The organism is Citrobacter sedlakii NBRC 105722, assembly GCF_000759835.1.
GTDB classification, from domain to species: domain Bacteria; phylum Pseudomonadota; class Gammaproteobacteria; order Enterobacterales; family Enterobacteriaceae; genus Citrobacter_A; species Citrobacter_A sedlakii.
In genome coordinates this window covers 137,389-160,979 of the sequence record NZ_BBNB01000003.1, presented here as the reverse complement: position 1 = coordinate 160,979, position 23,591 = coordinate 137,389, and the positions used below count along the sequence as shown (strand labels likewise).

Here is a 23,591-nt window from a genome sequence, read left to right as displayed (position 1 = left end):
AACCTCAGGCTATGGCGCGACGGCGCACGGGAAAAGCGGGAAGTACCGCGTTTTGTAACACACGTCCCGCCTCAGAGGAAAATGTTAACCTCTCGCCAACGGTCTGCGTTTCCACGATTCGCCCGTCGTCCATCACCATCACCCGCTCGCAGAAACGCTCGACCAGCCGCAGATCGTGGGTGATAAACAGACAGGCGGTGCCAAACTGTTGCTGCAATTTTTTGAGCAGACGGATCACCCCGGCCTGCAACACCAGATCGAGGTTCGATACCGCCTCGTCCAGAATCAACAGTTTCGGCTCTACCACCAGCGCTCGCGCCAGGCAGACGCGCTGCAGCTGGCCGCCGCTCAACTGCGGCGGGCGTTTGTTCAGCAGCGAAACGTCGAGATCGACCGCGTTCAGCATCTCGCGCACCCGCGCCAGTTGGTCGGCTTTCGACAGCGAGAGCAAATGACGCATCGGCTCACGGAGGATCTCGCAGACGGTTTTGCGCGGATTAACGGCGCTGATAGCGTCCTGGAACACCATCTGAATATCCCGGCGAAAGGCTTTCTGTTTCGCCCGGTTCAGTGTCGCCAGCGGTTCGCCGCGCCAGCTTACGCTCCCCTGCGTCGGTGACTCCAGCCCGACGAGCAGACGCGCGAGGGTGCTTTTCCCGCAGCCGCTACGGCCTAACAGCGCCACGGTTTCGCCGCTTTGCAGGTTCAGTGAGATATCGTTCAGTACCGCCTGATGCGGATGTTTTCCGCCGAGGTTCGCGTGCGCATACTGATGTGACAGGGCAGAGACGCTGAGTAAGGTCATGAGGCTAACTCCATTCCGTACAGTGCCAGATGCGCCGACACCAGACTGCGGGTTACGCTGTGCTGCGGCGCATGGAACAGCGTTTCCACCTCGCCCTGTTCGACGATCCTGCCGTTATCCATCACCGCTACGTCGTCGGCCAGCCGCGCCACCACGCCCATGTCGTGCGTCACCAGCAGCATACCTGGCGCGCGCTCAGCCATAATGCGTTCCAGCAGCTCGAGGATGCGCGCCTGGGCGACCACGTCAAGATCGGTCGTCGGTTCGTCGGCGATGATAAACGGCGCGTCGCACAGCACCGCCATAGCAATCATCATACGTTGCAACATGCCGCCGCTCATCTCAAACGGGTACAGCTTCAGCACACGCTCCGCGTTGTCCAACCCGACAGCATCCAGCGCCGCGATAAGCGTGGCGTCGTCGGCGGATTTCCCCAGCGCCAGGCAGGTCTCCCGCGCGTGTGTCGCCATGGTATGAAGCGGATTAAAGGCGCTGCGCGGGTTTTGCATAATAGTGGCGATTTTGATGCCGCGCAGCGTGCCGGGCGATACCGGCCTGCCGTCGGCAAGGAGGACGCCTGCCGTCTGGCGAACGCCTGCGGGCAGGATACCGAGCGCCGCCGCGCAGGTCAGCGACTTACCGCTGCCGCTGCCGCCCACCAGCGCCAGCACCCGTCCGCGTTTCAGCGTTAATGAGACTCCGTGTACCAGCGGACGGTCCGCCTCCAGGGCAAGAGTCTGTAATGCAATCTGTTGCGGCATCAGTGGGCATGCTCCGTAATCAGATGAGGATCGAGGTGATCGCGCAGGGCGTCCCCCACCATGTTAAAGGCCATCACGGTGACAAACAGCGCCAGCCCCGGCCAGAACATTTGCAGCGGCTGGGTCCAGATATACTGGCGCGCGTCATTAATCATTACTCCCCATTCCGCCGTCGGCGCGGTGACGCCGAGGCCGAGGAATGACATACCGGCGACGTGCAGCATCATATGGCCGATATCCAGCGTCGCCAGCACCAGCAGGGAAGGGATTACCGCACCGGCCAGATGATCGATAAACACCCGCACGTGACCGGCGCCGGAAAGGCGCGAAGCGAGTACGAACTCGCGCTGGCGCAGGGAGATCACCAGGCTGCGCACCATTCGCGCATACCACGCCCAGTGGGACAGCGCGATGGCGATAATTACGTTGGTCAGCCCGGTTCCCAGTACACCGACCATGAAGAACGACAGGATCGAGGTTGGGAACGTCATAAACATATCCGCGACGCGCATCGTTATCTGATCGACGCGACCGCCCATCAGTCCGGCGCTGCCGCCAACGACCAGCCCCAGCGCCAGTACCAGCAGCAGGCAGGCCATCACTGACCCCAGCGACACCTTTGTCGCCGCCAGCAGGCGGGAAAAAATATCGCGCCCCAGATGGTCGGTGCCAAGCCAGTGCTGGCTGTCGGGGGCCAGCAGACGCGACGGTAAATCGATCGCCTGCGGATCGTACGGCAACCACCACTGACTGGTGATCGCAACCACCGCCAACAACGCGATAATGACCAGCGCCAGACGTACCGACCAGCGAGCAGAGAGAAAAAAGTTCACGAATGCGCTCCTTCATGGCGGCGAATGCGCGGGTCCAGCGCGGCGTTCAGCAAATCTACAATCAGGTTACAGACCACAAACACCACCACCATCATCAGCGTAAAACACTGAATCACCGGATAGTCGCGGTTAAAAATCGCCGATACGGCGTAGCGCCCGACGCCGGGCCAGGCGAAGATGTTTTCAATAATCATCGTCCCGCCGATCAGCTCGCCGATGTGCATCCCCACCGCGGTGACGACCGGCAGCGAGGCGTTGCGCAGAATATGGCGACGTTCGGTTTGTTTCTCGTTAAGACCGCGCAGTCGCGCCCAGGTGACGTGGCGCTGCCCGGCAACCTCCAGCATGCTGGCGCGCAACAGACGGGCGTTGATCGCCAGCGACATAAAGGCGATCGACAGCGCAGGCAAAAGAAGGTGCTGCCAGCCGCCGTAGCCCATCGCGGGTAGCCATTGCAGGTACACGGAAAAGAACATCACCAGCAGGAAAGCGAGCCAGAAGTTGGGCATTGAGACGCCGAGGAACGCGATCAGCCGCACGATGAAATCCGGCAGGCGATCGCGGTGGCGCGCCGCCCAGATACCAAGCGGCACAGAGGTGAGCAGAATTAATATCAGCGCCGCGCCCGCCAGTTGCAGGGTCGCGGGCAGGAAGTTCAACATATCATCCAGCACCGGGCGCTGAGTGGCGAACGAGATGCCGAAGTCCAGATGCAGCGCCTTCCACAGCCAGTTGCCATACTGCACGATAAGCGGCTGGTCCAGCCCCAACATTACGCGCGTCGAAGCGACCATCTCCGGCGTCGGCGGCAGATTCGACAGGCGCAAGTAGTCCATTGCCGGGTCGCCGGTACCCAGACGCAACATCAAAAAGATAATCACCGAGGCGGCGAAAATCATCGGGATCAGCAGCAGAATGCGCCGCACTATGTAACGCAACATCAGGGGTTCACCGGTTTTATCTGTTCAAACGGGATGTCCGACGCGATTGGCGCGTAAGGGATTTCGCCCAGCTCAGGTTTTGCCACCACCATCATGGAGACGTAGCTGATGGGCAGATACACCGCGTCATTGTGCAAACGGGTCAGAATGTCTTTGTACAGCGCCTGACGCGTGGTTTCGTCGGTGGTTTCCAGCACTTCGCCGATCTCTTTATCGATGATCGGCTTGTCAGCCAGTCCCTGCTGCGCCTGGTAGTCGGCGTGGGAGGGGACGCGCATTGAGCTCATAAAGGCGTGCGGATCGTACGGCGCGCCCCAGGTGCGATTGAAAATCATGCCAAAGCGACCGTCACGCTGGCGGGCATAGATACTGCTCTCTTCTTCGCCGATCAGAGCGACATCGACGCCAATTTTGCGCATATCGGCCTGAATGATTTCCGCCATGGATTTGCTCAGCGCGTCGGTGCCAATAAACGACAGCTCAATGCGCAGCGGCTGACCCATTTTTTCGCGGATGTCTTTGCCCGCCGGGAGCTTCCAGCCCGCATTTTCCAGCAGCGTTTTGGCCTGCTGCGGGTCGTACTGGCGCGGCGTCAGGCCGATATTGGCGTAGGGCACGCTCGGGGCGAACAGCGTGTCGGCCACCTGCTGGGTGCCGTACAGGGCATTGTCGATCAGTGATTTTTTGTTCACCGCATAATTCAGCGCTTCACGCACTGCCAGCTCGTTGGTGGGCGCTTTGGCGGAATTCAGCGCCAGCATCACCGTCTCTATCGGCTGTGAAAGTTGAGTACGGTACGCCGGGTTCTGACTGAACCGGGCAAAGGTGTCGAGCGGCAACAGTCCTTCATTGCCGTACAGCAGGTCAACTTCGCCGGTTTCAAACGCCACCGCGCGGGTGGTTGGATCAGGGATCACCTTGACGGTGATTTGCCTGATCGGCGGCTTGTCGCCCCAGTAACGTTCGTTACGCACCAGCACGTCGTACTGGTTAAGCTTTGATTCTTTCAGTACCCACGGTCCGGTGCCGATCGGCGCTTTAATGCCGCGCAGGGTTTCATTGTCTTTAAACTGCGACGGGGCGATAAAGCGGAAAGGGCGCGGCAGGGACAGCTCTTGCAGGAACGGGTAATAGGCGCTCTTCAGGGTAATTTGCAGTTCGGTTTTGCCCAGCGCTTTGACGTCGACGATTTGGTTGGCCAGTTCAAGCCAGGCATGACGCTGGCGGTTGTCGAGCACCACGCGGAAATTTTCCGCCGCGGCAGGGGCGTCAAACGGTTCGCCATTGGCAAACGTCACGTCATCGCGCAGCGTGAAGGTCCAGGTTTTCCCGTCCGCCGTGTGGGTCCAGCTTTTTGCCAGCCACGGTTTTACCGATCCGTCCGCCTGGTATTTCACCAGCGGCTCGTACACCATGCTCTGGGCGAACATCTGATTAGGGGTATAGAGATGCGGGTTAAGCGGCCCGACGTTGACCGGCCAGGCGGTAGTGATTTCGTCAGGCGCGGCGGCGTGCGCGAAGAAGGACGCACAGGCCAGCAGCGCAAAGAGTGTGCGGCGTAGTCTGGACAAAATAGTGATCCTGAATGCTGTAGGAGTACGACTAAAGAAGTATGACGATTCTAAGGAATCATCATACTTTTGACGTGTTCTGGATCAATAGAAGGGCGGTGAAAGGCGGGAATTATACGAAAATCATATGTTATCTCTCGCTTAATAACCGCAGCAGAGTGCTGACCTGATCATCGAGCGGGGCGAGGGTATTTTTGACAATAAGATGCAGCGGCGTGGCGCGACGGGCGCCATGCGTCAAGGGCAGCCTGCGCAGTACGCCCTGTTCCAGCAAAGGTTCAATCCGTTCCTCCGGTAGCCAGCCATAGCCGACCTGATACATCACCGCGTCAATGGCTGCGTCGACGGTGGAAAAGGTCCAGCCATCGCGGCCAGGCTGCTGCGGATTATCCCGGTCGGCAATGCGAATAAGCGGCCAGGCGCGCAGCGCGTCTTCATCCAGCGGTATCGTCTGCGCGCACAGCGGATGATCGCGATGGGCGACAGCGATGAAATCAATGTTCATCAGCCACTCGCCGCGCCCGGTGATATCCTGTCGGCGGGTGAGCACCATGACGTCAGCATCGGCATACGCCGCCTGCTGTTCGGGGCTGTTTTCCAGCACTTCCGTGAGGCGTACCTGGGTTTGCGGCCACGCCTGTTGAAACTGTTTGAGAATGGCAAACAGACGGCGGCGAGGAAAAATGCTCTCGACCACCAAATCCAGCCGCGTGCGCATACCGTTTTGTAACGTCGCGGCGCGGGTTTCCAGCCAGGTGAACCCCTTCAGTAACGGCTTCACCTGATTGAGCAGCAGTTCACCCGCTGGCGTTAATACCGCCCGGCGGCCTTCCGGCGCCAGCAGCGTCACCCCGAGGCGCTCCTGGAGCAGCGCGAGGTTATAGCTCACCGATGACTGGCTGCGGTGAGTGACTTCCGCCGCTTTGACAAAGCTGCCTGCCTCCACCACCTTTTCTAACAATGCCCACTGTTCCAGCGTCGTTTTGTGCATAACTCATCTAAAAATTGAATGAATGTGATGCAAACATAGCGTTATTCATCGATTTTTTGAAGCGTTATGATCTTCGCATCAACCAACAGGAGAAAGATTATGAGCACTTTCGACAAACAAGATTTAAGCGGCTTCGTTGGCAAACATCTGGTTTATACCTACGATAATGGCTGGAACTACGAAATTTACGTCAAAAATGACACTACCCTGGACTACCGGATCCACAGCGGTATCGTCGCAAACCGTTGGGTGAAAGATCAGAAGGCTTACATTGTGCGTGTCGGGGAAAGCATCTATAAAATTTCGTGGACCGAGCCGACCGGGACTGACGTCAGCCTGATCGTCAACCTCGGCGACAAACTGTTCCACGGCACCATTTTCTTCCCGCGTTGGGTAATGAATAACCCCGAAAAAACGGTTTGCTTCCAGAACGAGCATATCCCGCTGATGGAGTCGTATCGCGAAGCGGGCCCGGCGTATCCAACGGAAGTGATTGACGAGTTTGCGACCATCACTTTTGTCCGCGACTGCGGCGCTGACAATGACAGCGTGATCGACTGTGCGGCGAGCGAGCTGCCGGCGAATTTCCCGGATAACTTACGCTAAACCGTCTCCAGCCATTGCACCGACGCCGCACTCAGCGTATACGGCGTCGGCGTGCAGACGGCGAGGCTTAAGTTGTTGATCTGGCAATGGCTGACGGAAAGCGCGGAGGCCAGCGTGCTGTCGACGCTAACGATTTGCCAGGCGCTGCCGCCGCGCTGTTTCACCATCGCTTCTTTGCGCGTCCAGATACGCCAGAAAGCAGCCAACTGCTGGTCCGGATGTTCTGCTTCAATTTCAGCGTGCTCCCCGACGCTGAAAACCGCATTTGCCAGTTCACGCCAGTTGGTTCGCGGGCGGATGGCTTCGATGTCGCATCCCACTTCCCCTTCATCACTCAGCAGTAGCGCAATATCATCGCCGCTATGGCTCAGGTTGAACCACAGCGCGTGTTGCGGGGCAAAGGCGGGCTTTCCCTGTTCGCCGTAGACGATCTCCGGCAGCGGCGAAAGGGCATGGGAAAGCAGTACGCGACCCGCCAGCCAGCGCGCGCGGCGCGCTCCCTGAGGCGCCTGCTCTGTTAACGCCGGCGGCAAAACGCCTGTGCTCAGTGTCGATACTTTTCCCAGCAAAATCTGGTACATATCACGACCAACGTTTAATGATGATGGAGGTATTGATGCCGCCAAACGCAAAATTGTTGCTCTGTAAGTATTCGCAGTCAATCTTACGGGCTTCACCCATGATGTAATCCAGTGCGCCGCAGCTGGCGTCCGGTTGACGTAAATTTAGCGTAGGCGCAAACCAGCCCTCGCGCATCATTTGCAGACTCATCCAGGCTTCCAGCGCGCCGCAGGCGCCGAGCGTATGACCGAAGTAGCTTTTCAGCGAGGAGACCGGCACGTTGTCGCCGTAGATCGCCGCCGTTGCCTGGCTTTCCGCGATGTCGCCACGGTCGGTGGCCGTGCCGTGCGCGGAAATATAACCCATGTCCCGCGGGCTTAAGCCTGCCATGTTTAACGCCTGCTCCATGCAGATTTGCATTGTTTCCCGCTGCGGCTGGGTGATATGCGCCGCGTCGCAGTTGGTGGCGAAGCCGACAATTTCACCGTAGATCGTTGCGCCGCGCGCTTTCGCGTGTTCCAGTTCTTCAAGAATGAGCGTCCCGGCGCCTTCGCCAATCACCAGTCCGTCACGCGCTTCATCGAATGGCGAAGGCGTGGTTTTTGGCGCGTCGTTGCGCTGGCTGGTGGCGAACAGGGTATCGAAAACCGCGGCTTCCGACGGACAGAGTTCTTCCGCGCCGCCTGCAACCATCACTGTCTGATAACCGTGGCGAATGGCCTCCCAGGCGTAGCCGATGGCCTGACTGCCGGAGGTGCAGGCGCTGGAGGTCGGGATCACCCGCCCGCGCAGACCGAAAAACAGTCCGGTGTTCACCGCGGTGGTGTGCGGCATCATCTGCACGTAGGTGGTGCCGGTAATGTTATTGGTGTGCTTTTCGGTCAGCATGGTGGCGAATTCGCTTACCGGGCCGGTGCTGCCGGTGGATGAACCGTAGGCGATGCCGGTCTGGCCGTTGGTTAATACCTCATCGCCAATCAGTCCGGCCTGCTCCAGCGCCAGTTCGCTGGCGCGGGTGGACATCAGCGACACGCGGCCCATTGCGCGGATGCGCTTGCGGGTGTAGTGCTCCGGCAGGCTGAAGTCGTCGATCGGCGCGCCCAGCAGCGTATGCAGCCCGTCATACACTTGCCATTCCGGCATTTTTCGCACCGCGTTTTCATAGGCCAGTAGCCGCGCGGAGACAGCCTGCCAGCTTTCACCAAAAGCGGTCACGCCGCCCATCCCTGTAATCACCACGCGACGTGTCATAGCATCCCTCCATTGATGGAAATCACCTGGCGGGTGACGTAACCCGCAATATCCGACATTAAATAACTGGCCAGCCCGGCCACTTCGTCCGCCTGCCCCATGCGTTTCATGGGGATCATCGCCATCGCCTCTTTCAGCGCGGCGTCTTCCATGTCGATCATCCCGGTATCAATCAGCCCGGGCGCGATACAGTTGACGGTAATTTTGCGCTTCGCCAGCTCAATCGCCAGCGCTTTGGTCGCGCCGATGATCCCCGCTTTGGCGGCGCTGTAGTTGACCTGCCCGCGGTTGCCCATCACGCCGGATACCGACGACAGGGTGATGATGCGTCCGCCCTGGCGTGCGCCGATCATTGGCATGATGCAGGGCTGGATAACGTTATAAAAACTGTCGAGATTGGTGTGGATCACCGCATCCCAGTCGTTATCGCTGAGTGCCGGAAACGCGGCGTCACGGGTGATACCTGCGTTGCTCACCACGCCGTACCAGGGGCCGTGGGCGGCGATATCCTGCTCCAGCACCTCCCGGCACTGCTCGCGGTTAGCCACGTCAAAGCTGAGCAGACGGCCCGCGCCGCCAACGGCGAGGATCGCTTCCAGCGTCGCCTGCGCGCCTTGCGCGTCGCGGTGATAATGCACGCCGACCACAAAGCCGTCTGCCGCCAGCTTCCGGGCGATAGCACGACCGATACCTTTGCTGGCGCCGGTCACTAAAACTGAACGACTCATACAGACGCTCCTTGTTGAAATAGGGTGTTAAGTTCATCAGCCGTTGGCTGGAAGGTGTTGACGCGCCCGGTTGCCAGCGTCTCGTCATCCGCCGAGATAACGCACTCAAAGCTGCCGAAGCGTTCGTCCTGCATCAGCAATTTGACGTCAATGATCAACGTCTTACCGGCGGGAAGCCTCCCCGCCGCGCAGATGAGTTCCCGCGCGCCGAGCACCATGCCCAACGAAATCGCGCCCTGTCCCTGCTGATGGCGATGCCAGCCAGACCACACGCCGACGGTTTGCGCCATCAGTTCCAGGGCGTACCAGCCGGGGAGATAGCCCATTGGATCGAGAAACGGCGCCAGCACGCCGTCGGGCGCAACCGTCACGCGGCAGATGGCGGTCTCGTCGGTCACGCTATCGACCTGCTCAAGCAGCAGCATCGGCGCGTCGTGCGGCAGGTATTCGCCGGGTGATAAATAAGGGCTCATGAAATCCTCCCGAGCAGAATACTGGCGTTATTGCCGCCAAAGGCGAAGGAATTGGAAAGAATGACCGGCCGCTCCAGCGGCTGCGGCTGCGTAATGATGCCGCAGACTGGCAGCGCCGGGTCGTGCGGCGATGCGCTAAAGTCCTGAGGGGGCAGCGGAAGGTTGCGCTGCAAAATCAACATACTCAGGGCGGCCTCGGTGATGCCCGCCGCCCCCAGCGTATGCCCGGTCAGGTGTTTTGTGGAACTGCAGGGGACGCGTTCGCCAAACAGCATGTTTACCACTTTCGATTCAATTTTGTCATTAAGCGGCGTGGCGGTGCCGTGCAGATTGATATAGCCCACCTGGTCCGCAGCGATGCCCGCGTCGTTCAGCGCTTGCTGAATCGCGCGGATCGCCCCTTCGCCTTCCGGATGTGGGGCGGAAATATGGTGCGCGTCGCTGGATTCGCCGACGCCCAGCAGCGCGATGGACTGCGGCTCGCGGGTGAGCAGCATCAGTGCCGCCCCTTCGCCGATGGTGATACCGCTGCGATCGCGGGCAAACGGCTGGCACCGCGTCGGCGAGAGCGACTCGAGGCTGTGAAAGCCGTTGACCGGCATCCGGCTGAGCGTATCCGCCCCGCCAACAATCGCCACGTCCGCCAGGCCCGCCTCGATTAACCGGCGCCCGCTGATGATGGCGCGGGCGCTGGAGGAGCAGGCCGTAGAAAGGGTAAAGGCCGGGCCGTCCAGCGCCAGCCAGTGACTGAGAAAGCGCGACGGGTCACCCAGTTCCTGCTGCGGGTACTGCCATGCGGTGCTTTGCTGGCCATTCAGCGTCAGATTGACGTGAGCATCGCCTTCATCCAGCCCCGAGGTGCTGGTGCCGAGCACCACGGCAATCCGATCCCGGCCATAACGCGCGATGGCGTCGTCCACCTGCGGCTGAATTTGCGCCAGCGCCGCCAGCAACAGTTGATTGTTGCGCGAACGGTGGGCGTGAAACGCGTTTGGAATCGCTGGCAGTTCACCGTCGACGCCTGCCAGTACCGCGTCGGGATAACCCTGCAGCCAGCCCGCGTGCGACCGCATGCCGGGCGCCACGCCGCGTGTCAGGTTCGCGGCGATCGCGTCGTTATCGTTGCCCAGCGCATTGATCGTGCCGACCGCGGAAATGTAGATCATCTCAGCCACCTAAATATTGAATGGTGATGTGGTATTTAAAGACGTGCTGTTCAATGCCGATCGGCTCGCGCTTCCCGTTACGGTTCAGGTAGCTGATTTCAGTGACCAGCCTGCCGCGCGCGTTGCGCAGTTCACGCTTGTCGCCAGTGTCTGTTAACGTCCAGCCTTCCGGTAACTGTGGCTGCCAGGCGCTGACAGGCCAGTGGCTCAGCATCACGTCCGCCAACACCTGGCTGGCTGGCGGCAACTGCGGTACCACGATGGACTGCTCGGTATGCAGTCCTTTTTCATCGTAGGTGACCAGAAACAGCCGAATGCCGACGGACGACAAGCCTGCAAGGGTAATTTTTTTATTGTCGGCGTTGAGCATCACCAGCAGCGACTGGGTTTTGCCGTCAAAGCTGCCGGTAAGCAACTGCTGGGAATTTACCGCCGGAGAGATGCCCGGCGCAGGCAGCGTGACCCGCACGCCGGGTTCCAGCCACGCCTGCGGACGGCCTTCCTGCTCCTTGGGGGAGTGGCTACAGCCGGTCAGAATGAGCACGCCAAGCCACATGGCAAAAATACGTTTTATCATCGTTTTTTCTTCTCTCTTTTCGACGGCATCGCCAGCGGCGAAAGCAGGAATGCGGTGAAAATACCGCTCACCAGCACAATGCCAAAACTGCTTATTGCCTGGGTGGCGCTAAACACCAGCATGCCAAGCGTCAATAGCGTGGTCAGCATCGCCAGCGTTATCGCCAGCAGCGAGGTCAACGGCGTACCGCGCGGATTACTGAAAAACAGGGTGTAGTTAATGCCAATGCCCAGCACCAGCGCCAGCGCCAGCAGGGAAAACAGATTGACCGCATGGCCGCTCAGCGACAGCACCGCCAGGGCGCAGCCGAGCGAGAGTACCGAGGGCACCAGGCTGATAAGTCCTTTTCGCCAGCCGAGCCGGGCTATCGCGCCGCAGGCGATTACCGCCAGCGCGACAAACAGCAGACCGCTCAGTATGTGGCGATATAGCGCGAACAGCGCATCAAAGGCGCTTTTCCGATTCACCCACGCCACGCCGGAATACCGCTCGCCGAGAGCGTTCAGCGCTGCGCTCTGTCTGACCCCTTCAACCGGCACCAGCACGCCGCTTTCGCCGTCCTTCAGCGTCAGCCACAAAAGGCGCCAGCCTTCGCTTGCCGGACTGGCAAGCCAGGCGTCCACCGTCACCGGCATGGCGTTAAGGTCCGGCGTAACCGTCGCCAGTCCGGCGTGGTTCAGGCTTCGGGTAACGGCAGGCGCGGCGTTTTTCAGCAAGTCGAGATCCTGCTGCTGGCGCGCCAGCGAATTGAGCGGAATGCTGCGGTAGTGGTCAATCAGTCCTTCTTTTTTAGCCTGTTCCAGCGCGGGCAGGAAGGCTTCCAGCCGCTCCAGCGTCTGCTGGGCGGAGTCACCGTAAACCACAAACCACTTCTGGTCGACGCTCTGGCCTGTCAGCGCGGTAATTGCTTTTTCCTGCGCCAGAAGGGTCTGCGGCAGCGCCTGCAACTGCGAAATGTCATCATCGACGCGCAGGGTTGCCAGTCCGGCCAGCGAGAAGACGGCGAGCGCCAGCGGGAGCCCCACGGAAAGCGCCTTGTTACGGCGCCAGGCGGCAAGCCAGCGCAGCATCAGTACCATCGCCGGTACCGGTCGCACCGGCAAACCGCGGCACAGCCACGGATGCCAGAAGATCACCGTCAGGCATGAGGCGGAAAGCCCCACGGCGGCGAAGACGGCCATCTGGCGTATGCCGGGGAACGGCGCGAGCATCATGATCAAATACGCCGCCACAGTGGTCAGCAGCGCCAGCAGCAGGGCGTTGCGCACTTTGCCGAGGCTTTGCCACGGCGTAGCGTCTGCGCCATGTACCATACGTTCGGTCAGATAATAGAGCGTGTAGTCGGCGGAAATGCCGATGATGCTCATGCTCATCACCAGCGTCATCAGGTGCAGTTCGCCAAAGAGAAGCAGGGTGACCACACTGCCCGCCAGCGCGCCGATACTGATGGAGATCACGCACAGCAGCAGCGGACGCAAGGAGCGGAACACCGTGACAATCAGCAGCAGCACGCCCAGCACCGTCGCCACGCCGAGCGTCGAAACATCCTGCTTCGCCTGTTGGCTGGCATAGTCGCTGTAGAACGCGGTTCCCCGCGACAGCAGCTGCGCCTGCGGATAGCGTGCTTTCAGGTCGCTTTCCAGCGCGTTGAGTGTGGTCACCAGCCGGTGCGTCTGTTGCATGTCAAACGAGGAGCCAGCCAGTTCACCGTGCAGCAGGTACCAGTAATTCCCCTGCGCGTCTTGCGCCACCAGCCAGCCGTCCATCAGCCGCAGGCGTTGACCGTTTTTCGCCATCGCCAGTTGCGAACCGCGCATCAACATCAGCGGATCGTTTTGCAGCTCTTTACCGCTCACGCCGGAAAATGCGGAATAGAGTTGAGACAGGATCCACTGCGCCTGCGCCTCGCCGCCGTTTTGCAGGCGCGCGCGGGTGTCGGGATCCACAAGGCCGTTGCGGTGCTGCCAGAAGAACGCGCCCCACGCCTGCTGGCTGTCGGCGTCCATCGGGCCTTTCACCTCCGCCAGCGCCTGCGATTGTTTAAGCAGCGTCAGCCACGCCTGCGCCACCTGCGGGTCGGCCTGTTTGCCGGGGCTGACCAGCCAGACCAACTGGCGGTCCAGACGCTGCAGAAAGCCGTCGTTCAGGGTCGGCGGAATCGTCCCCAGCGCCTGTTTCGGCAGCATCGCCAGCACGCTGCTGTTCAGCCGCGCCTGGGGCAGCAACGTGAGCAAGACGCCCAGCATCAGCAGGCAGGCAAAACCCCATAACAGCGCGGGGCGTTTACTGGGCGGCAAAGCGTTGGCGTTCGTCATCGGTCAGTTGTGTGGGCGTCAGTTGGTGTTGGGAGAGCGTAATGTCCGTGCGGTCGCCCTGTTTGTCGTTTAGCGTAATTCGCTCCAGATACGCATTTCCGGCGAGATCGATAGTGGCGAAAATTTTATCCAGCGGCGTGGTGATTGGAGTGAGGCGCAGCGACCAGCGGCCTTCGCCTGCATCGGTAAAGTCAACGCGGAAGTTTTGCTCCAGCACTTTGCGGTCGGCTCTGAACAGCGCGCGCAGCAGATGGTTGAACTGGAACATCTGCGGATTATTGTCGGCGGTGATGGTCTGCGGCGGCTGACCGTTGATGGTCTGCACCATCCGTTTGTCGTCAAGCAGAAGCTGCATCGGGAACGGCGCGGTTTGATCCCACAGCAACCCCTGGTCGCGGGCGATCAACATCTGGCCCTGGGATCGCAGCGGCTGCGGCAGATCTTTTATCGTGCGGGTCTGATCAAAATGGGCGCGTACGACCGGCTGCCCGGTAAAGCGCTGCTGTAAATCATCGAGCGTCAGGGCGCTGACGAACGGGCTGACGAGCAAGGCCAGCAGGGGCAAAAATCTCATGGTGTCACCCCCATGCGTTCAAACAGGATATCCGGGCTGACGAAGCACATTTCACGGCTTTTTTCTTCTACCGCTACCTGAATGGTGTAACCGGTGGTGGCGCGCTTACCGGTTTCGGCGTCAAAAATTTCATAGCCGATACGCAGTCGGTTTTCGAATTCCTCCAGACGCGCGCGCACGCGAATGCGCTGCTCGAAGGTCAGCGGATTGCGGTACTTCACGCGGGTATCGACCACCGGCCACAGATAGCCGGAGGCTTTCATCTGGCGGTAGCCATAGTCAAACTGGTTGAGCAGCGCTTCGCGGGCGATTTCAAAGTAGCGGAAATAGTTGCCGTGCCACGCCACGCCCATCATATCGACGTCGTGAAACGGAATCGTCAGCTCGACTTCAGCCGTAAAACGGGGATCGTTAAGCACCCTTTACTCCTTGTTTTTGGCATCCGGCAGATGCCAGAAATCGTAAAAATTAAACCAGTCGAGCGGCGACTGGCGCGCGTAATGCTCAAGGCGTTCGGCGTAGCGGTCGATGGCATGCTGCAAAGCGCGCTGGCGATCGCCACGCGGCAGGACCAGCGGATCGGCGAACGGCTCACAGTACACGCGCAGCGTATTCTGTTCGTGCAGGGCAAAGATGAGATCGACCGGGCAGCGGAGTATTGACGCCAGAATAAATGGCCCCTGCGGAAACGGCGCGGGCTGCCCCATAAAGTCACTCCAACAGACGCGCCAGTCGCCGCCGCGTTGCGGGTTTACCGCGATGCGGTCGCCAACGATGGCAATCCATTCGCCGCGTTCCAGCTTCTCTTTAAGCGCAATGGCGGTGTCCGGGCCGATGTCGGTCACCGGCATCAGGTTTAGCCCGGCCTGCGGCGCCATCTCCTGCATGATCTGTTTAAAGCGCTGGGCGTTATCGCTGAACACCAGCGCATTGATAGTTTTGCTGCCCTGACGCTGCGCCAGCGCCCGACAGGCTTCAACATCGCCAAGATGCGACGCCAGCAGCAGCTTGCCGCGTGGGTCGTCAACGTTAAGCGCCGCCTCCGCGCCAGGGGCGAACACCACGTCGCGACCCAAATGCAGTTCACCGCGCCAGCTGGCGATTTTGTCGAGCATCGCATGACCAAAGCGCAGGAAGTGCTGGTAGCTGTTCAGAGTGCGCGGTACCGGTTGCTGGCGCGCGGTGAGCTGCTCGCGTACGCGGGCGATCCAGTCTTGCGATGCGCGTCGGGCGCGGGAGGCGGTCAGCCAGTACACGCCGATCACCGGGTACAGCAGCAGTGAAAACGCCCTGCGTCCCAACAACCGCCAGACCAGCAGCATCAGACGCATGCCCCAAAGTCCTTTCACTTCGTCCTGACGCGCCCAGTGCGAGGATGGGCGGCGAAACAGCAGCGACGGTATGCGCGGCAGCATGCCGAAGAACAGCCGGGTGTGCATCAGCGAAATGCGGCAGTTGTCTTTCAGCGCGTCGAAGTGCGACAGGCCGTCTGCCGGGTAGGTCACCCGGGTCGGCACAAAATAGCTGGTGTTACCCTGCCAGTAGAGGCGCACCATGACTTCGGTGTCGAAGTCCATCCGCTGACCGAGCGTCACGCGCTGGGCCAGCTTCAGCGTGGGCGCGATCGGATAAACGCGAAAGCCGCACATGCTGTCTTTCAGTTGCAGCGACAGGGTTTCTATCCACACCCAGACGTGGGTCACCCAGCGTCCGTACAGGCGCGAACGGGGAACAGAGTCATCATAGACAGGCTGCCCGGAAATCAGCGCGTCCGGATGCGTCTGCGCCCGTTCGAGCAGTTTGGGGATATCCTCTATGGCGTGCTGGCCGTCGGCGTCTACCTGCACGGCGTGGGTAAACCCTGCCTGCGCCGCCGCCTGCAATCCGCGGATCACCGCCGCGCCCTTGCCGGCGTTTTCCGCCAGGCGAAGCAAGGTCAGGTTGGTGGTTTGTGCCGCCAGCCGATCCAGCTCCTGCCGGGTAGCCATGTCGCTGCCGTCATCCACGACGATGCAGGGCAGGCCGAACGGTTCCAGGCGCGCCAGCACCTGCGCCATCATCGCGCCGTGGTTATAGCAGGGGATCAGTACGCACGGGGAGAAGGTCAACGACATAACCGGATCTTCCCGCTGCTGGCGGTATGACGGGCTTCACCGTCGTGACGCTGATAGCTGAACGCCAGGATCTGGCGCGCTTCCTGCCAGTTCAACGTGAGCGTGACGGTGCTGTCAGGCAGCAGCGGCGCCTGGAATTTGACGTTTTGTATGCTGTGAAAGCGCCAGCCGGGGGCGAGCAGGGTAGTGGCGTAGTGCATCACCCAGTCCATCTGCGCCACGCCGGGCAGCAGCGGCTGCACGGCAAAATGACCGCGAAACCAGAACAGGGACGGGTCGAGATGCAGTACGATCTCAATCTGGTGCGGCTGTGCCTGATGGCGCTCAATTTCATGGGGTTTCATGAAATAACTCCTGTAGTTGCGCATAGACACGCTTATTCATACTGTTGACCGGGATCTCGTCGATCACCCGCCAGTAACGAGGGACGGCAACCGGCTCCAGCCACGGCAGCAAGGCGCGTCGCCAGTTAAGTTCCTGCGCTTTGCCGCTGCGCTGCCAGCGCGCGCGGGCCTCGTCCTCCAGCACCAGTAGCACGCCCACGCCCTGGCGACCGCCACGGTTCAGGGCCAATGCGGCGGCTTCGCGGACGCCTTCCAGCGACAGCAGGCGTTGTTCGACTTCGCTGAGAGATATCCGTTTTTCTTCGATTTTAACCACCCGGCCCCGGCGTCCCATCAGCCGGAACTGCCCGTTCGCCTCGAACTGCAGAATGTCGTCGAGCGTTAATCCTTTATCGTCGGCGATCAGCGGCGAAAATACGCGATATCCTTCGGCTTCTGGCATAAACCGTATACCAGGAAAGGGCAACCAACTGACATCATCCTGCTGGCGGTAGCGCCAGGCGAGGATGCCGGTTTCGGTACTGCCGTAAATTTCATCCGGCCAGACGTTGAGCCAGGCGGCAGTTTGGGTGACGTCCCGCCAGGGCAGCATGCCGCCCGCGGAGAGGAGCATCGTCACCGGCGGCGGCGTAAGCTGGGCATCGAGGCGCTTTAAAAACGCCGGACTGCTGATAAACGCGTAACGATGTTGATGGTCCAGCGCCGCAAGCTGCTCGGCGTACCAGAGCATGGCCGCATGTAGCGGCAGGCTAAGGGCCATCGGCAGGAAGATGCGGAACGTCAGGCCGTACAGATGCTGCGGCACAACGGAGGCCACGATGCGACAGCCCGCCAGCCTTTCAGCGAAACGCGCCGCCAGCAGCCCGGCTTCGCGGTCAAGACAAGCGATGGGCTTCACGATGCGCTTCGGCTGGCCGGTAGAGCCAGAGGTAAACAGTTCCACGTAAGCGTCTTCAGGGACGGACGGGAAGGTGAAAGCCTCGTCGCGAAGGGTTTTCGCGGTGCTGACAACCCGTAGCGTGCCTTGCCAGCCAAGGGTTTTGTCGCTCAGTACGCCGTCAAACAAGGCACGCTGCTCGTCGAGCAATGAAACGCGGCTATGTCCGGGAATGACCGGCGTTTTGCCCGCATGCAGGGTGGCGAGTAACGCGACGATAAACAGATAGCTGTTTTCAAAGCACAGCGCCCAGCGAGCGCCCGGCTGTTGGCGCAACTGCGCTATCAGGTGGGCGACGTCGTGGCGCAGATGGCCCAGCGACCAGGTAAAGTCGTCCTGCCAGGCAATCGGCGTTTGTGCGGGACGCGGCGCGGTGAGCCACTCGGCAAGCGTCAGGGTTTGCTTCATCGGGGATCTCGTTTAATCATCTGACGGCGAACCAGCCATTCGCCCGCCATCAGCGCGCCCATCAGCAGATAGGCAATCATGCCGTTCCAGGCCGTCCATAGCGTCATATCGCCATAAATCGCGGTAAAGAGCGCGATGCTGCCGTTAAGAATGAAAAAGACGCACCAGATTTGCGTCACCCGGCGGGTATAGCGTACCGCAGCGTCTGGCAACTGCGGGTCGCGCAGTCTTGCCAGCCGTTCGACAAGCGGCATTGACGTCCACAGCGAACCGCCAAACACCGCGAGCATGACGCTGTTCACCACCACCGGATAAAAAAGCAGCAGCTGATGGGTTTTCAGCAGGGCGCTGCCGACGCACAGGGCGATCCCGGCCACGGCAACCACCTGGGTCACTACGCGCAGGGGACCCGCCTGTCGCCGGGTCTGGCGAAAGCGCAGAAACAGCAGCAGCGCCATCAGCGGAAGTAACCAACGCAGGCTGTTATGCGCCAGCCCAAACCAGATAAGAAACGGCCAGGCGAGCAATAACATGCCCGTCAGCAGCTTGACGCCAGGCAGCGCGCGTGCGCCCGACATGGCGATTACGCTTCTTTCAGCAGACGTTCTACGGCGTCAACGACATCCTGCACGGTGCGCACCGCTTTGAATTCTTCCGGCTTGATTTTCTTACCGGTTTTTTTCTGCAGGTGCACAATCATGTCGACGGCGTCGATGCTGTCCAGTTCCAGATCTTCGTACAGTCGCGCCTCAGGCTTGATATCCTCCGGGTCAATTTCAAACAGTTTGACCAGCAGCGCGGAGACTTCGTCGTAAATGGCTTGTTGTTCGGTCATCACGGTTCTCCTCAGGCACGTTGCGCGTGAATGAAGGACGCCAGCGTGGCGACGGAGAAGAAGTGCTGGCGCATTTCTTCACTTTCCGCAGAGAGCACCACGCCGTACTGATTTTTAACCGCCAGCCCCAGCTCCAGAGCATCGATTGAATCCAGCCCCAGGCCGTCGCCAAACAGCGCCGCTTCGGTGTCGATGTCGTCTGCCGACAGCTCGTCCAGATTCAGCGTGGTGATGATGAGATGTTTAATTTCCTGATAAAGCGCTTGCATCATTAATTCCTGAGAGAGGTAACGTACCTGGTTGTAATTTAAGTAAAAGATGCCGGTTTAGCTGTCTTGCCGCCAGCGCCGGTTCTTGTGAGTCTGCGTCATAAAACTGGTTGATCTTCACGCGCTCTCGCACCTCAATGGTGAACAGCGGTTTGCAGGGCGGAACCTGATACCATTTACTCTCTTTATCGAGCATCCGCTCGCTACAGTGGATCGTCACGACCCGTAAATCGCTGTGACAGCGCACGGCGATATTGGCGGCGCCGCGCTGTAGCGTCATGGTTTCACCGGGTTTTGTGCGGGTCCCTTCGGGGAAGATCAAAATGGTGTCGCCCTGCGCCAGCCGCTGCTGGCTGGCGGGCAACAGCGCGTCCGCCTGGCTGTTAACCAGATAGTCGGCGGCACGCACGACGCCGCTAAGGAAAGGGTTCGTCAGCAGCGCGCTTTTAACCAGACAGTCCGTTTCGGGCATCACGGAGGCCAGCAGCACGTAATCAATGAGCGTGGGGTGATTAGCGACCACCAGACATCCGCGTTCCTGACGCAAAATGTCCACCCCTTCCATGCGATAGTCCAGCACGCCAAGCACCCGCGTCACCGTTAAAAAGAGACGGAAGCTGGCGGAAATGCTGCGCCTGGCAATGCGGCGACGCCGGGAATTATCCCACACGAAAACTAACAGAACGTTAAACCAGACGACAGAAAGCAGCAGGCCGCCGAGGCCAAAGAGGGCGAAGCAGAAGCCGGTCATAGCGATGCGCCATAGCCGGTTCAGAGAGGTAAAAACGCCGTTCATGCGCGGCTCCAGTGCCATTGCATGCGCTCTCCGGGGATCGTAAAGGCGTTGGCGTCTTGTAAAAAGTGCTGTAAAAACAGCAGGCTTTGCGGAAGTGTTGTCTCCGCGCCCGCAAGGGCCGGACGGGTCTGGCAGTGCCAGTCATCGCCTGCTTCGCATACCAGCGCGACCGCGTAGGGCCAGGTCGGCATGTTTTCCGCCAGGTGCGGATGGTAAAATTCGGGGAGAAATCCGTCGAAATCGACCAGCAATATCCGTTGGTAACCCGCCTGCAAAAGGCAAATCACTTCACACAGACCCTGCTGGAAAGTGTCACGACCCGCTGAGAGCGAGGAAGAGACGACAGGCTGTTTGGCCGCGATAGTCAGATTGCCGACGGCGGAGTTATGCACCGACAGGGCGAAGTCGGTCGGTGAAAGCGCCTGTTCGTTCGCCAGTGCGTGCAGAATGCGGTAATTGCGCTCCAGTTCGCCGTGACGACTGGTATACAGCACCGCGTCGATAGCGTGACGGCGCAGCATCGTCAGTCCGCACTCTACGGCGAGTTTGCTGCCGGAGCTGAGGCGGCGAGCGGTCATCATCGGCAGCTCGCTTAACTTGCCTTGCGCCGCGCCCGGATCGATGGCGTGCGAATGCCGTGACCATTGCAGCCACTGATTAGCTTCGCTGAGCCCTGGCGCCATCGCCCGCCAGTCGGTCATGTTTAAAGAGAATTTCATCAACGCGCGTCCGCGGTAAACCGGTGATTCCTGTAGCGTGGTGACGCTACTTTGTTATTTTTTCTTTTGGCATATCAGTAAGGTATGCCCAACGCCTAAATTGTCGTGGCGTGCTTCTACCTGGAACCCTGCCATGTCCAGATAGCCATAAAATTTTTCTGCGCTGTAGAAGCGGCTGTTGCCGTTCGCCATGCAGGTAAAATAGAGCGAAGACGCATTCAGACTGAATGAAGCGGCTTCAAAGCGCTGTGCATCCCAGAACAGCTCCATAACGCACAGCCTTGCACCGGGTTTCATGACGCGTGCAACGTTGCTGAGCAGGGCGACAATTTGTTCGGGTGAGAAGCAGTCCAGAAATTGACTCATCCACCAGATATCGGCCTCTGTAGGTAAAGGCGCATCGCCAAGCATATCTACCGCATGAAAGTCGATGCGATGAGATAATCCTGCATTTTCGATATTTTCGCGGGCAAGTGCAATTTGTTGTGGCAAATCTAATAGGGTTACCGCGATATTGTCGTCGTAGCGGCAGCAGCGGATCGCCCATTTACCCGTATTTCCACCTACATCGTACAGGGTTGCAGGTCGGCTGGCGAATATCAGCGGCAGCGCCGCGTCAAATGCCCCGTCTGAGTAGTAGTGATCGAAGGCGAACCAGCTTTCACGCGCCGATGGCGGCAATTGGGATAACGCCGGATAAATCGTTGGCCAGTCGCCAAAAACTTTTAATCCTGACGGTTTCCCCTCTTTCAGTGCGTTCTCTAAAAAGAACAGCCCCTGATAACAGACGTCCTGCGTGAAATCCATATTTACGCGGGTCATGGTGTCGTGCAAAAGGAAATGTCCGATTTTTCCCAGATAATACCGTCCCTCTTTATAGGTAAGAATACGTCCGCTTAATCCCATATCCAGCAGTACGCTGGCCGCATATTCATTTATCTGGCTATTTTCGGTTATCTCGGCAAGGGTCGCCCCATTTTTTCGCTGGCTATCAAGCCAGGCCAGCACGCCAGTATTTCGCAGACACAGCGCGGTTTGAAATAGCATCGGGGCGAAGGCGATACGCTGCGCTTCAGTAATCGCATCCAGTGCGCTGAGAGAGTCCTGTTCGTACATGGCGAGCACAACCTGTTAAAAGGGTAATGATAAGGTTATCGGGCCAAAACGGCCCGAATTGAATTTTTTTGAATTACAGACCCGCGCCGGCAGACAGATTCAGCTGAATGTCTTTATCCAGGTTACGTACCCAGCGGTTGTAGTTTTTATGAATTTTGCCGCCAGACGCCTGCAGATTGAGGCTGCTGTCGTATTTGATATCGTAGCTGGTCGCGGTATAGGTGATTCGTACTTCCGCCACGTGGTCGCGAGACTGCTGGCGCGCTTTGATCACGCCCGGACCCGCTTCGTTCATGATCCATTTACGCTGGATGCCCGCTTTCAGGATCGCGTTTTTAACCTGATCCTGCGTGTGGCCTGCGCTCACGGTTGAGTGAACCTGATCGATTGGCGCAGTACGCGCGCAGCCTGCCAGGGCGCCCACAACGGCAATCGCCGCAAACCACTTAATGTATTGTTTCATGAAAACTCCCTATCAAAATAACTATTTATATTAACGTCGAACACATTTCTTTATTGGTTTACGCAACAATAATACCGCTTATTTTAAATGATGACTTTCGCGGATTGTCACGAAAAATCTGTAATTATTATGCGATGCAGGCGGGGAAATATCCTGCGGTACTGCATGAGATCAGTCAATTAACGCTTACTTAAATGAAATTTCGTAGTGAATTGATTTGCCTTAAAATCATTGACGCAGAGTATTTATTTTATTTTTTATGATCATCGGCGCGCTAAATGAAACATGATGATAACAAAAAGCGCACCTTATAATACGTTCACCCGTCCGGGAATAAAACTACCCTGGTTGGTAGGTAACGTCGTTAGCCGGGTAATCGATTTTTGGGACGGCCCGGCCCAAGCAGTATTGCCAGTTTACTGCCGCCTTTGGTGGTTTCCATCCAGATTTTACACACGCTGGTCAGCGGTACGGAGAGCAGCATTCCTACCGGGCCGAGCAGCCAACCCCAGATGAGCAATGAGAGAAAGACCACCAGCGTCGACATGCCAAGACGGTGCCCCATCATGCGCGGCTCCACCATGTTGCCAAGCACCATATGCACCACCAGAAACAGCGCCCCGACGAGGAAACATTCATAGAGGCCATTAAACAGCAGGGCCTGAATCATAGGAGGAACGGCGGAGATCACCGAGCCAATATTGGGCACGTAGTTCAGCAGAAACGCCAGCACGCCCCACATCAATGCAAACTGAATATCCATGAGCGCCAGACCCAACCAGATAATCACCCCGGTCCACAGGCTAAGCAGCGTTTTCAGCGCCAGATAGTGTGATACTCCTTTCAATGCCCGGTGCAGACCCGCGATGTGAATTTGAGGGTTATTCAGGGCAAAACGCATTTTGTAAGGTACATGGCGGACTTCAAACAGCATAAAAACCACGGTCATGACCAGCAGCACGACGCTGGCCATCGCGCCGGAAAGCCCGGTCATCAGGGTGGTCGTGAAGGCCATGAGTTTTTCCGAATCCATCCGCTGTAGCATTCGCTCTGGCGACATATGCAGATTGAGAAAAGGCATCATATCCTGCAGATACAATAATTTGCGCGTTAACTCTTTATTGTAGCTCGGCAGCATGGCGATAAATTCATTGATCGACGCGGCGAGCACGCCAATGAGCGCGGTGAGGGCAATAAGCATCACCACCACCACAATGGTAATCGCCACGGGTCGCTTGATGCCGCGACGCACGAACCAGGTGACCAGCGGGTTAAGGACGATAGCGAAAAAGAGCGCCAGTAACAGTTGCACAATAATATCGGCGGCAGCGTGGATCCCGGCGAGGATCACCACCAGCGAAGCCAGTTTGAGCAAAATATGCATGCCCGTTTTGTCGGGCTGGGGGGTTGTCATGGTTACGTCCTGTTTATGATTTT

27 protein-coding genes are annotated in these 23,591 nt (G+C 59.0%); 1 reads left to right on the top strand and 26 read right to left on the bottom strand.

Features of this window, described 5'->3' with window-relative positions; translation table 11 throughout:
• Positions 1 to 4: 4 nt before the first annotated feature.
• The 6 genes from nikE to CSE01S_RS08200 all read right to left on the bottom strand — a co-directional run bounded on the left by nikE (position 5) and on the right by CSE01S_RS08200 (position 5,902).
• Positions 5 to 805 (bottom strand): nickel import ATP-binding protein NikE, encoded by an 801-nt coding sequence (gene nikE / locus CSE01S_RS08225; protein WP_042286647.1) that lies wholly within the window; start codon positions 803 to 805, stop codon positions 5 to 7.
• Positions 802 to 1,566, bottom strand: coding sequence for a nickel import ATP-binding protein NikD (nikD, locus tag CSE01S_RS08220; RefSeq protein WP_042286643.1), 765 nt, complete (start codon positions 1,564 to 1,566; stop codon positions 802 to 804). Before nikD ends, nikE begins: the two co-directional genes overlap by 4 nt.
• Positions 1,566 to 2,399, bottom strand: coding sequence for a nickel ABC transporter permease subunit NikC (gene nikC / locus CSE01S_RS08215; RefSeq protein ID WP_042286641.1), 834 nt, complete (start codon positions 2,397 to 2,399; stop codon positions 1,566 to 1,568). Before nikC ends, nikD begins: the two co-directional genes overlap by 1 nt.
• Positions 2,396 to 3,340, bottom strand: coding sequence for a nickel ABC transporter permease subunit NikB (gene nikB, locus CSE01S_RS08210; RefSeq protein WP_042286639.1), 945 nt, complete (start codon positions 3,338 to 3,340; stop codon positions 2,396 to 2,398). The genes nikC and nikB overlap by 4 nt, the downstream gene beginning before the upstream one ends.
• The gene (gene nikA / locus CSE01S_RS08205) at positions 3,340 to 4,914 is read right to left on the bottom strand and encodes a nickel ABC transporter substrate-binding protein (protein ID WP_042286635.1); all 1,575 of its coding nucleotides are present in this window, start codon (positions 4,912 to 4,914) and stop codon (positions 3,340 to 3,342) included. The genes nikB and nikA overlap by 1 nt, the downstream gene beginning before the upstream one ends.
• 127 nt (positions 4,915 to 5,041) lie before the next feature.
• Positions 5,042 to 5,902 (bottom strand): LysR family transcriptional regulator, encoded by an 861-nt coding sequence (locus CSE01S_RS08200; RefSeq protein ID WP_042286632.1) that lies wholly within the window; start codon positions 5,900 to 5,902, stop codon positions 5,042 to 5,044.
• Between the two features lie 99 nt (positions 5,903 to 6,001).
• Here CSE01S_RS08200 and CSE01S_RS08195 point away from each other — a divergent pair, with 99 nt between their 5' ends.
• Positions 6,002 to 6,508, top strand: a complete 507-nt coding sequence (locus CSE01S_RS08195) for a phenolic acid decarboxylase (protein WP_042286629.1) — start codon at positions 6,002 to 6,004, stop codon at positions 6,506 to 6,508.
• Here CSE01S_RS08195 and acpT read toward each other — a convergent pair.
• From acpT to CSE01S_RS08095, 20 genes are all read right to left on the bottom strand, one after another.
• The gene (gene acpT / locus CSE01S_RS08190; protein WP_042286624.1) at positions 6,505 to 7,089 is read right to left on the bottom strand and encodes a 4'-phosphopantetheinyl transferase AcpT; all 585 of its coding nucleotides are present in this window, start codon (positions 7,087 to 7,089) and stop codon (positions 6,505 to 6,507) included. The genes CSE01S_RS08195 and acpT overlap by 4 nt on opposite strands.
• Position 7,090: 1 nt before the next feature.
• Complete coding sequence (locus tag CSE01S_RS08185) at positions 7,091 to 8,320, bottom strand: beta-ketoacyl-ACP synthase (RefSeq protein WP_042286622.1); 1,230 nt, start codon at positions 8,318 to 8,320, stop codon at positions 7,091 to 7,093.
• Entirely contained in the window at positions 8,317 to 9,048 is a 732-nt protein-coding gene (locus CSE01S_RS08180) for a 3-ketoacyl-ACP reductase FabG2 (protein WP_042286618.1), read from the bottom strand. The genes CSE01S_RS08185 and CSE01S_RS08180 overlap by 4 nt, the downstream gene beginning before the upstream one ends.
• The gene (locus tag CSE01S_RS08175; protein ID WP_042286614.1) at positions 9,045 to 9,521 is read right to left on the bottom strand and encodes a hotdog family protein; all 477 of its coding nucleotides are present in this window, start codon (positions 9,519 to 9,521) and stop codon (positions 9,045 to 9,047) included. The genes CSE01S_RS08180 and CSE01S_RS08175 overlap by 4 nt, the downstream gene beginning before the upstream one ends.
• Complete coding sequence (locus CSE01S_RS08170; RefSeq protein WP_042286611.1) at positions 9,518 to 10,687, bottom strand: beta-ketoacyl-[acyl-carrier-protein] synthase family protein; 1,170 nt, start codon at positions 10,685 to 10,687, stop codon at positions 9,518 to 9,520. Before CSE01S_RS08170 ends, CSE01S_RS08175 begins: the two co-directional genes overlap by 4 nt.
• Before the next feature lies 1 nt (position 10,688).
• Positions 10,689 to 11,264: a DUF3261 domain-containing protein gene (locus CSE01S_RS08165; protein WP_042286608.1), complete on the bottom strand. Its 576-nt coding sequence runs from the start codon at positions 11,262 to 11,264 to the stop codon at positions 10,689 to 10,691.
• A complete protein-coding gene (locus tag CSE01S_RS08160) occupies positions 11,261 to 13,579 on the bottom strand; it encodes an MMPL family transporter (RefSeq protein ID WP_042286605.1) in 2,319 nt (772 codons plus the stop codon). Before CSE01S_RS08160 ends, CSE01S_RS08165 begins: the two co-directional genes overlap by 4 nt.
• Positions 13,548 to 14,153, bottom strand: a complete 606-nt coding sequence (locus CSE01S_RS08155; protein ID WP_042286603.1) for an outer membrane lipoprotein carrier protein LolA — start codon at positions 14,151 to 14,153, stop codon at positions 13,548 to 13,550. The genes CSE01S_RS08160 and CSE01S_RS08155 overlap by 32 nt, the downstream gene beginning before the upstream one ends.
• A complete protein-coding gene (locus CSE01S_RS08150; protein WP_042286599.1) occupies positions 14,150 to 14,572 on the bottom strand; it encodes an acyl-CoA thioesterase in 423 nt (140 codons plus the stop codon). Before CSE01S_RS08150 ends, CSE01S_RS08155 begins: the two co-directional genes overlap by 4 nt.
• Positions 14,573 to 14,575: 3 nt before the next feature.
• Positions 14,576 to 16,267: a glycosyltransferase family 2 protein gene (locus CSE01S_RS08145; RefSeq protein WP_042286597.1), complete on the bottom strand. Its 1,692-nt coding sequence runs from the start codon at positions 16,265 to 16,267 to the stop codon at positions 14,576 to 14,578.
• Complete coding sequence (locus CSE01S_RS08140; RefSeq protein WP_042286593.1) at positions 16,258 to 16,611, bottom strand: ApeI family dehydratase; 354 nt, start codon at positions 16,609 to 16,611, stop codon at positions 16,258 to 16,260. Before CSE01S_RS08140 ends, CSE01S_RS08145 begins: the two co-directional genes overlap by 10 nt.
• Positions 16,598 to 17,956: a class I adenylate-forming enzyme family protein gene (locus CSE01S_RS08135; RefSeq protein ID WP_042286591.1), complete on the bottom strand. Its 1,359-nt coding sequence runs from the start codon at positions 17,954 to 17,956 to the stop codon at positions 16,598 to 16,600. The genes CSE01S_RS08140 and CSE01S_RS08135 overlap by 14 nt, the downstream gene beginning before the upstream one ends.
• Positions 17,953 to 18,534, bottom strand: a complete 582-nt coding sequence (locus CSE01S_RS08130; RefSeq protein ID WP_042286588.1) for a COG4648 family protein — start codon at positions 18,532 to 18,534, stop codon at positions 17,953 to 17,955. The genes CSE01S_RS08135 and CSE01S_RS08130 overlap by 4 nt, the downstream gene beginning before the upstream one ends.
• Before the next feature lie 5 nt (positions 18,535 to 18,539).
• Positions 18,540 to 18,791: an acyl carrier protein gene (locus tag CSE01S_RS08125; protein ID WP_042286585.1), complete on the bottom strand. Its 252-nt coding sequence runs from the start codon at positions 18,789 to 18,791 to the stop codon at positions 18,540 to 18,542.
• 11 nt (positions 18,792 to 18,802) lie between these two features.
• Positions 18,803 to 19,060, bottom strand: a complete 258-nt coding sequence (locus CSE01S_RS08120; RefSeq protein WP_042286581.1) for a phosphopantetheine-binding protein — start codon at positions 19,058 to 19,060, stop codon at positions 18,803 to 18,805.
• Positions 19,035 to 19,874, bottom strand: a complete 840-nt coding sequence (locus CSE01S_RS08115) for a lysophospholipid acyltransferase family protein (RefSeq protein ID WP_148365385.1) — start codon at positions 19,872 to 19,874, stop codon at positions 19,035 to 19,037. The genes CSE01S_RS08120 and CSE01S_RS08115 overlap by 26 nt, the downstream gene beginning before the upstream one ends.
• Positions 19,853 to 20,575: a beta-ketoacyl synthase chain length factor gene (locus CSE01S_RS08110; RefSeq protein ID WP_042286575.1), complete on the bottom strand. Its 723-nt coding sequence runs from the start codon at positions 20,573 to 20,575 to the stop codon at positions 19,853 to 19,855. Before CSE01S_RS08110 ends, CSE01S_RS08115 begins: the two co-directional genes overlap by 22 nt.
• A gap of 54 nt (positions 20,576 to 20,629) precedes the next feature.
• Entirely contained in the window at positions 20,630 to 21,691 is a 1,062-nt protein-coding gene (locus CSE01S_RS08105) for a methyltransferase (RefSeq protein ID WP_042286572.1), read from the bottom strand.
• A gap of 73 nt (positions 21,692 to 21,764) precedes the next feature.
• On the bottom strand, positions 21,765 to 22,142 hold the full coding sequence (locus tag CSE01S_RS08100; RefSeq protein ID WP_131729044.1) for a hypothetical protein: 378 nt from the start codon (positions 22,140 to 22,142) through the stop codon (positions 21,765 to 21,767).
• Between the two features lie 376 nt (positions 22,143 to 22,518).
• Positions 22,519 to 23,568, bottom strand: coding sequence for an AI-2E family transporter (locus tag CSE01S_RS08095; protein WP_042286945.1), 1,050 nt, complete (start codon positions 23,566 to 23,568; stop codon positions 22,519 to 22,521).
• Positions 23,569 to 23,591 lie beyond the last annotated feature (23 nt).

Bases quoted from the DNA above. Each gene is read 5' to 3' on its own strand.
- nikE (WP_042286647.1), bottom strand. From the start codon at position 805: ATGACCTTACTCAGCGTCTCTGCCCTGTCACATCAGTATGCGCACGCG.
- nikD (WP_042286643.1), bottom strand. From the start codon at position 1,566: ATGCCGCAACAGATTGCATTACAGACTCTTGCCCTGGAGGCGGACCGT.
- nikB (WP_042286639.1), bottom strand. From the start codon at position 3,340: ATGTTGCGTTACATAGTGCGGCGCATTCTGCTGCTGATCCCGATGATT.
- CSE01S_RS08200 (WP_042286632.1), bottom strand. From the start codon at position 5,902: ATGCACAAAACGACGCTGGAACAGTGGGCATTGTTAGAAAAGGTGGTG.
- CSE01S_RS08195 (WP_042286629.1), top strand. From the start codon at position 6,002: ATGAGCACTTTCGACAAACAAGATTTAAGCGGCTTCGTTGGCAAACAT.
- acpT (WP_042286624.1), bottom strand. From the start codon at position 7,089: ATGTACCAGATTTTGCTGGGAAAAGTATCGACACTGAGCACAGGCGTT.
- CSE01S_RS08185 (WP_042286622.1), bottom strand. From the start codon at position 8,320: ATGACACGTCGCGTGGTGATTACAGGGATGGGCGGCGTGACCGCTTTT.
- CSE01S_RS08180 (WP_042286618.1), bottom strand. From the start codon at position 9,048: ATGAGTCGTTCAGTTTTAGTGACCGGCGCCAGCAAAGGTATCGGTCGT.
- CSE01S_RS08175 (WP_042286614.1), bottom strand. From the start codon at position 9,521: ATGAGCCCTTATTTATCACCCGGCGAATACCTGCCGCACGACGCGCCG.
- CSE01S_RS08170 (WP_042286611.1), bottom strand. From the start codon at position 10,687: ATGATCTACATTTCCGCGGTCGGCACGATCAATGCGCTGGGCAACGAT.
- CSE01S_RS08165 (WP_042286608.1), bottom strand. From the start codon at position 11,264: ATGATAAAACGTATTTTTGCCATGTGGCTTGGCGTGCTCATTCTGACC.
- CSE01S_RS08160 (WP_042286605.1), bottom strand. From the start codon at position 13,579: ATGACGAACGCCAACGCTTTGCCGCCCAGTAAACGCCCCGCGCTGTTA.
- CSE01S_RS08155 (WP_042286603.1), bottom strand. From the start codon at position 14,153: ATGAGATTTTTGCCCCTGCTGGCCTTGCTCGTCAGCCCGTTCGTCAGC.
- CSE01S_RS08145 (WP_042286597.1), bottom strand. From the start codon at position 16,267: ATGTCGTTGACCTTCTCCCCGTGCGTACTGATCCCCTGCTATAACCAC.
- CSE01S_RS08140 (WP_042286593.1), bottom strand. From the start codon at position 16,611: ATGAAACCCCATGAAATTGAGCGCCATCAGGCACAGCCGCACCAGATT.
- CSE01S_RS08135 (WP_042286591.1), bottom strand. From the start codon at position 17,956: ATGAAGCAAACCCTGACGCTTGCCGAGTGGCTCACCGCGCCGCGTCCC.
- CSE01S_RS08130 (WP_042286588.1), bottom strand. From the start codon at position 18,534: ATGTCGGGCGCACGCGCGCTGCCTGGCGTCAAGCTGCTGACGGGCATG.
- CSE01S_RS08125 (WP_042286585.1), bottom strand. From the start codon at position 18,791: ATGACCGAACAACAAGCCATTTACGACGAAGTCTCCGCGCTGCTGGTC.
- CSE01S_RS08120 (WP_042286581.1), bottom strand. From the start codon at position 19,060: ATGCAAGCGCTTTATCAGGAAATTAAACATCTCATCATCACCACGCTG.
- CSE01S_RS08115 (WP_148365385.1), bottom strand. From the start codon at position 19,874: ATGGCACTGGAGCCGCGCATGAACGGCGTTTTTACCTCTCTGAACCGG.
- CSE01S_RS08110 (WP_042286575.1), bottom strand. From the start codon at position 20,575: ATGAAATTCTCTTTAAACATGACCGACTGGCGGGCGATGGCGCCAGGG.
- CSE01S_RS08105 (WP_042286572.1), bottom strand. From the start codon at position 21,691: ATGTACGAACAGGACTCTCTCAGCGCACTGGATGCGATTACTGAAGCG.
- CSE01S_RS08095 (WP_042286945.1), bottom strand. From the start codon at position 23,568: ATGACAACCCCCCAGCCCGACAAAACGGGCATGCATATTTTGCTCAAA.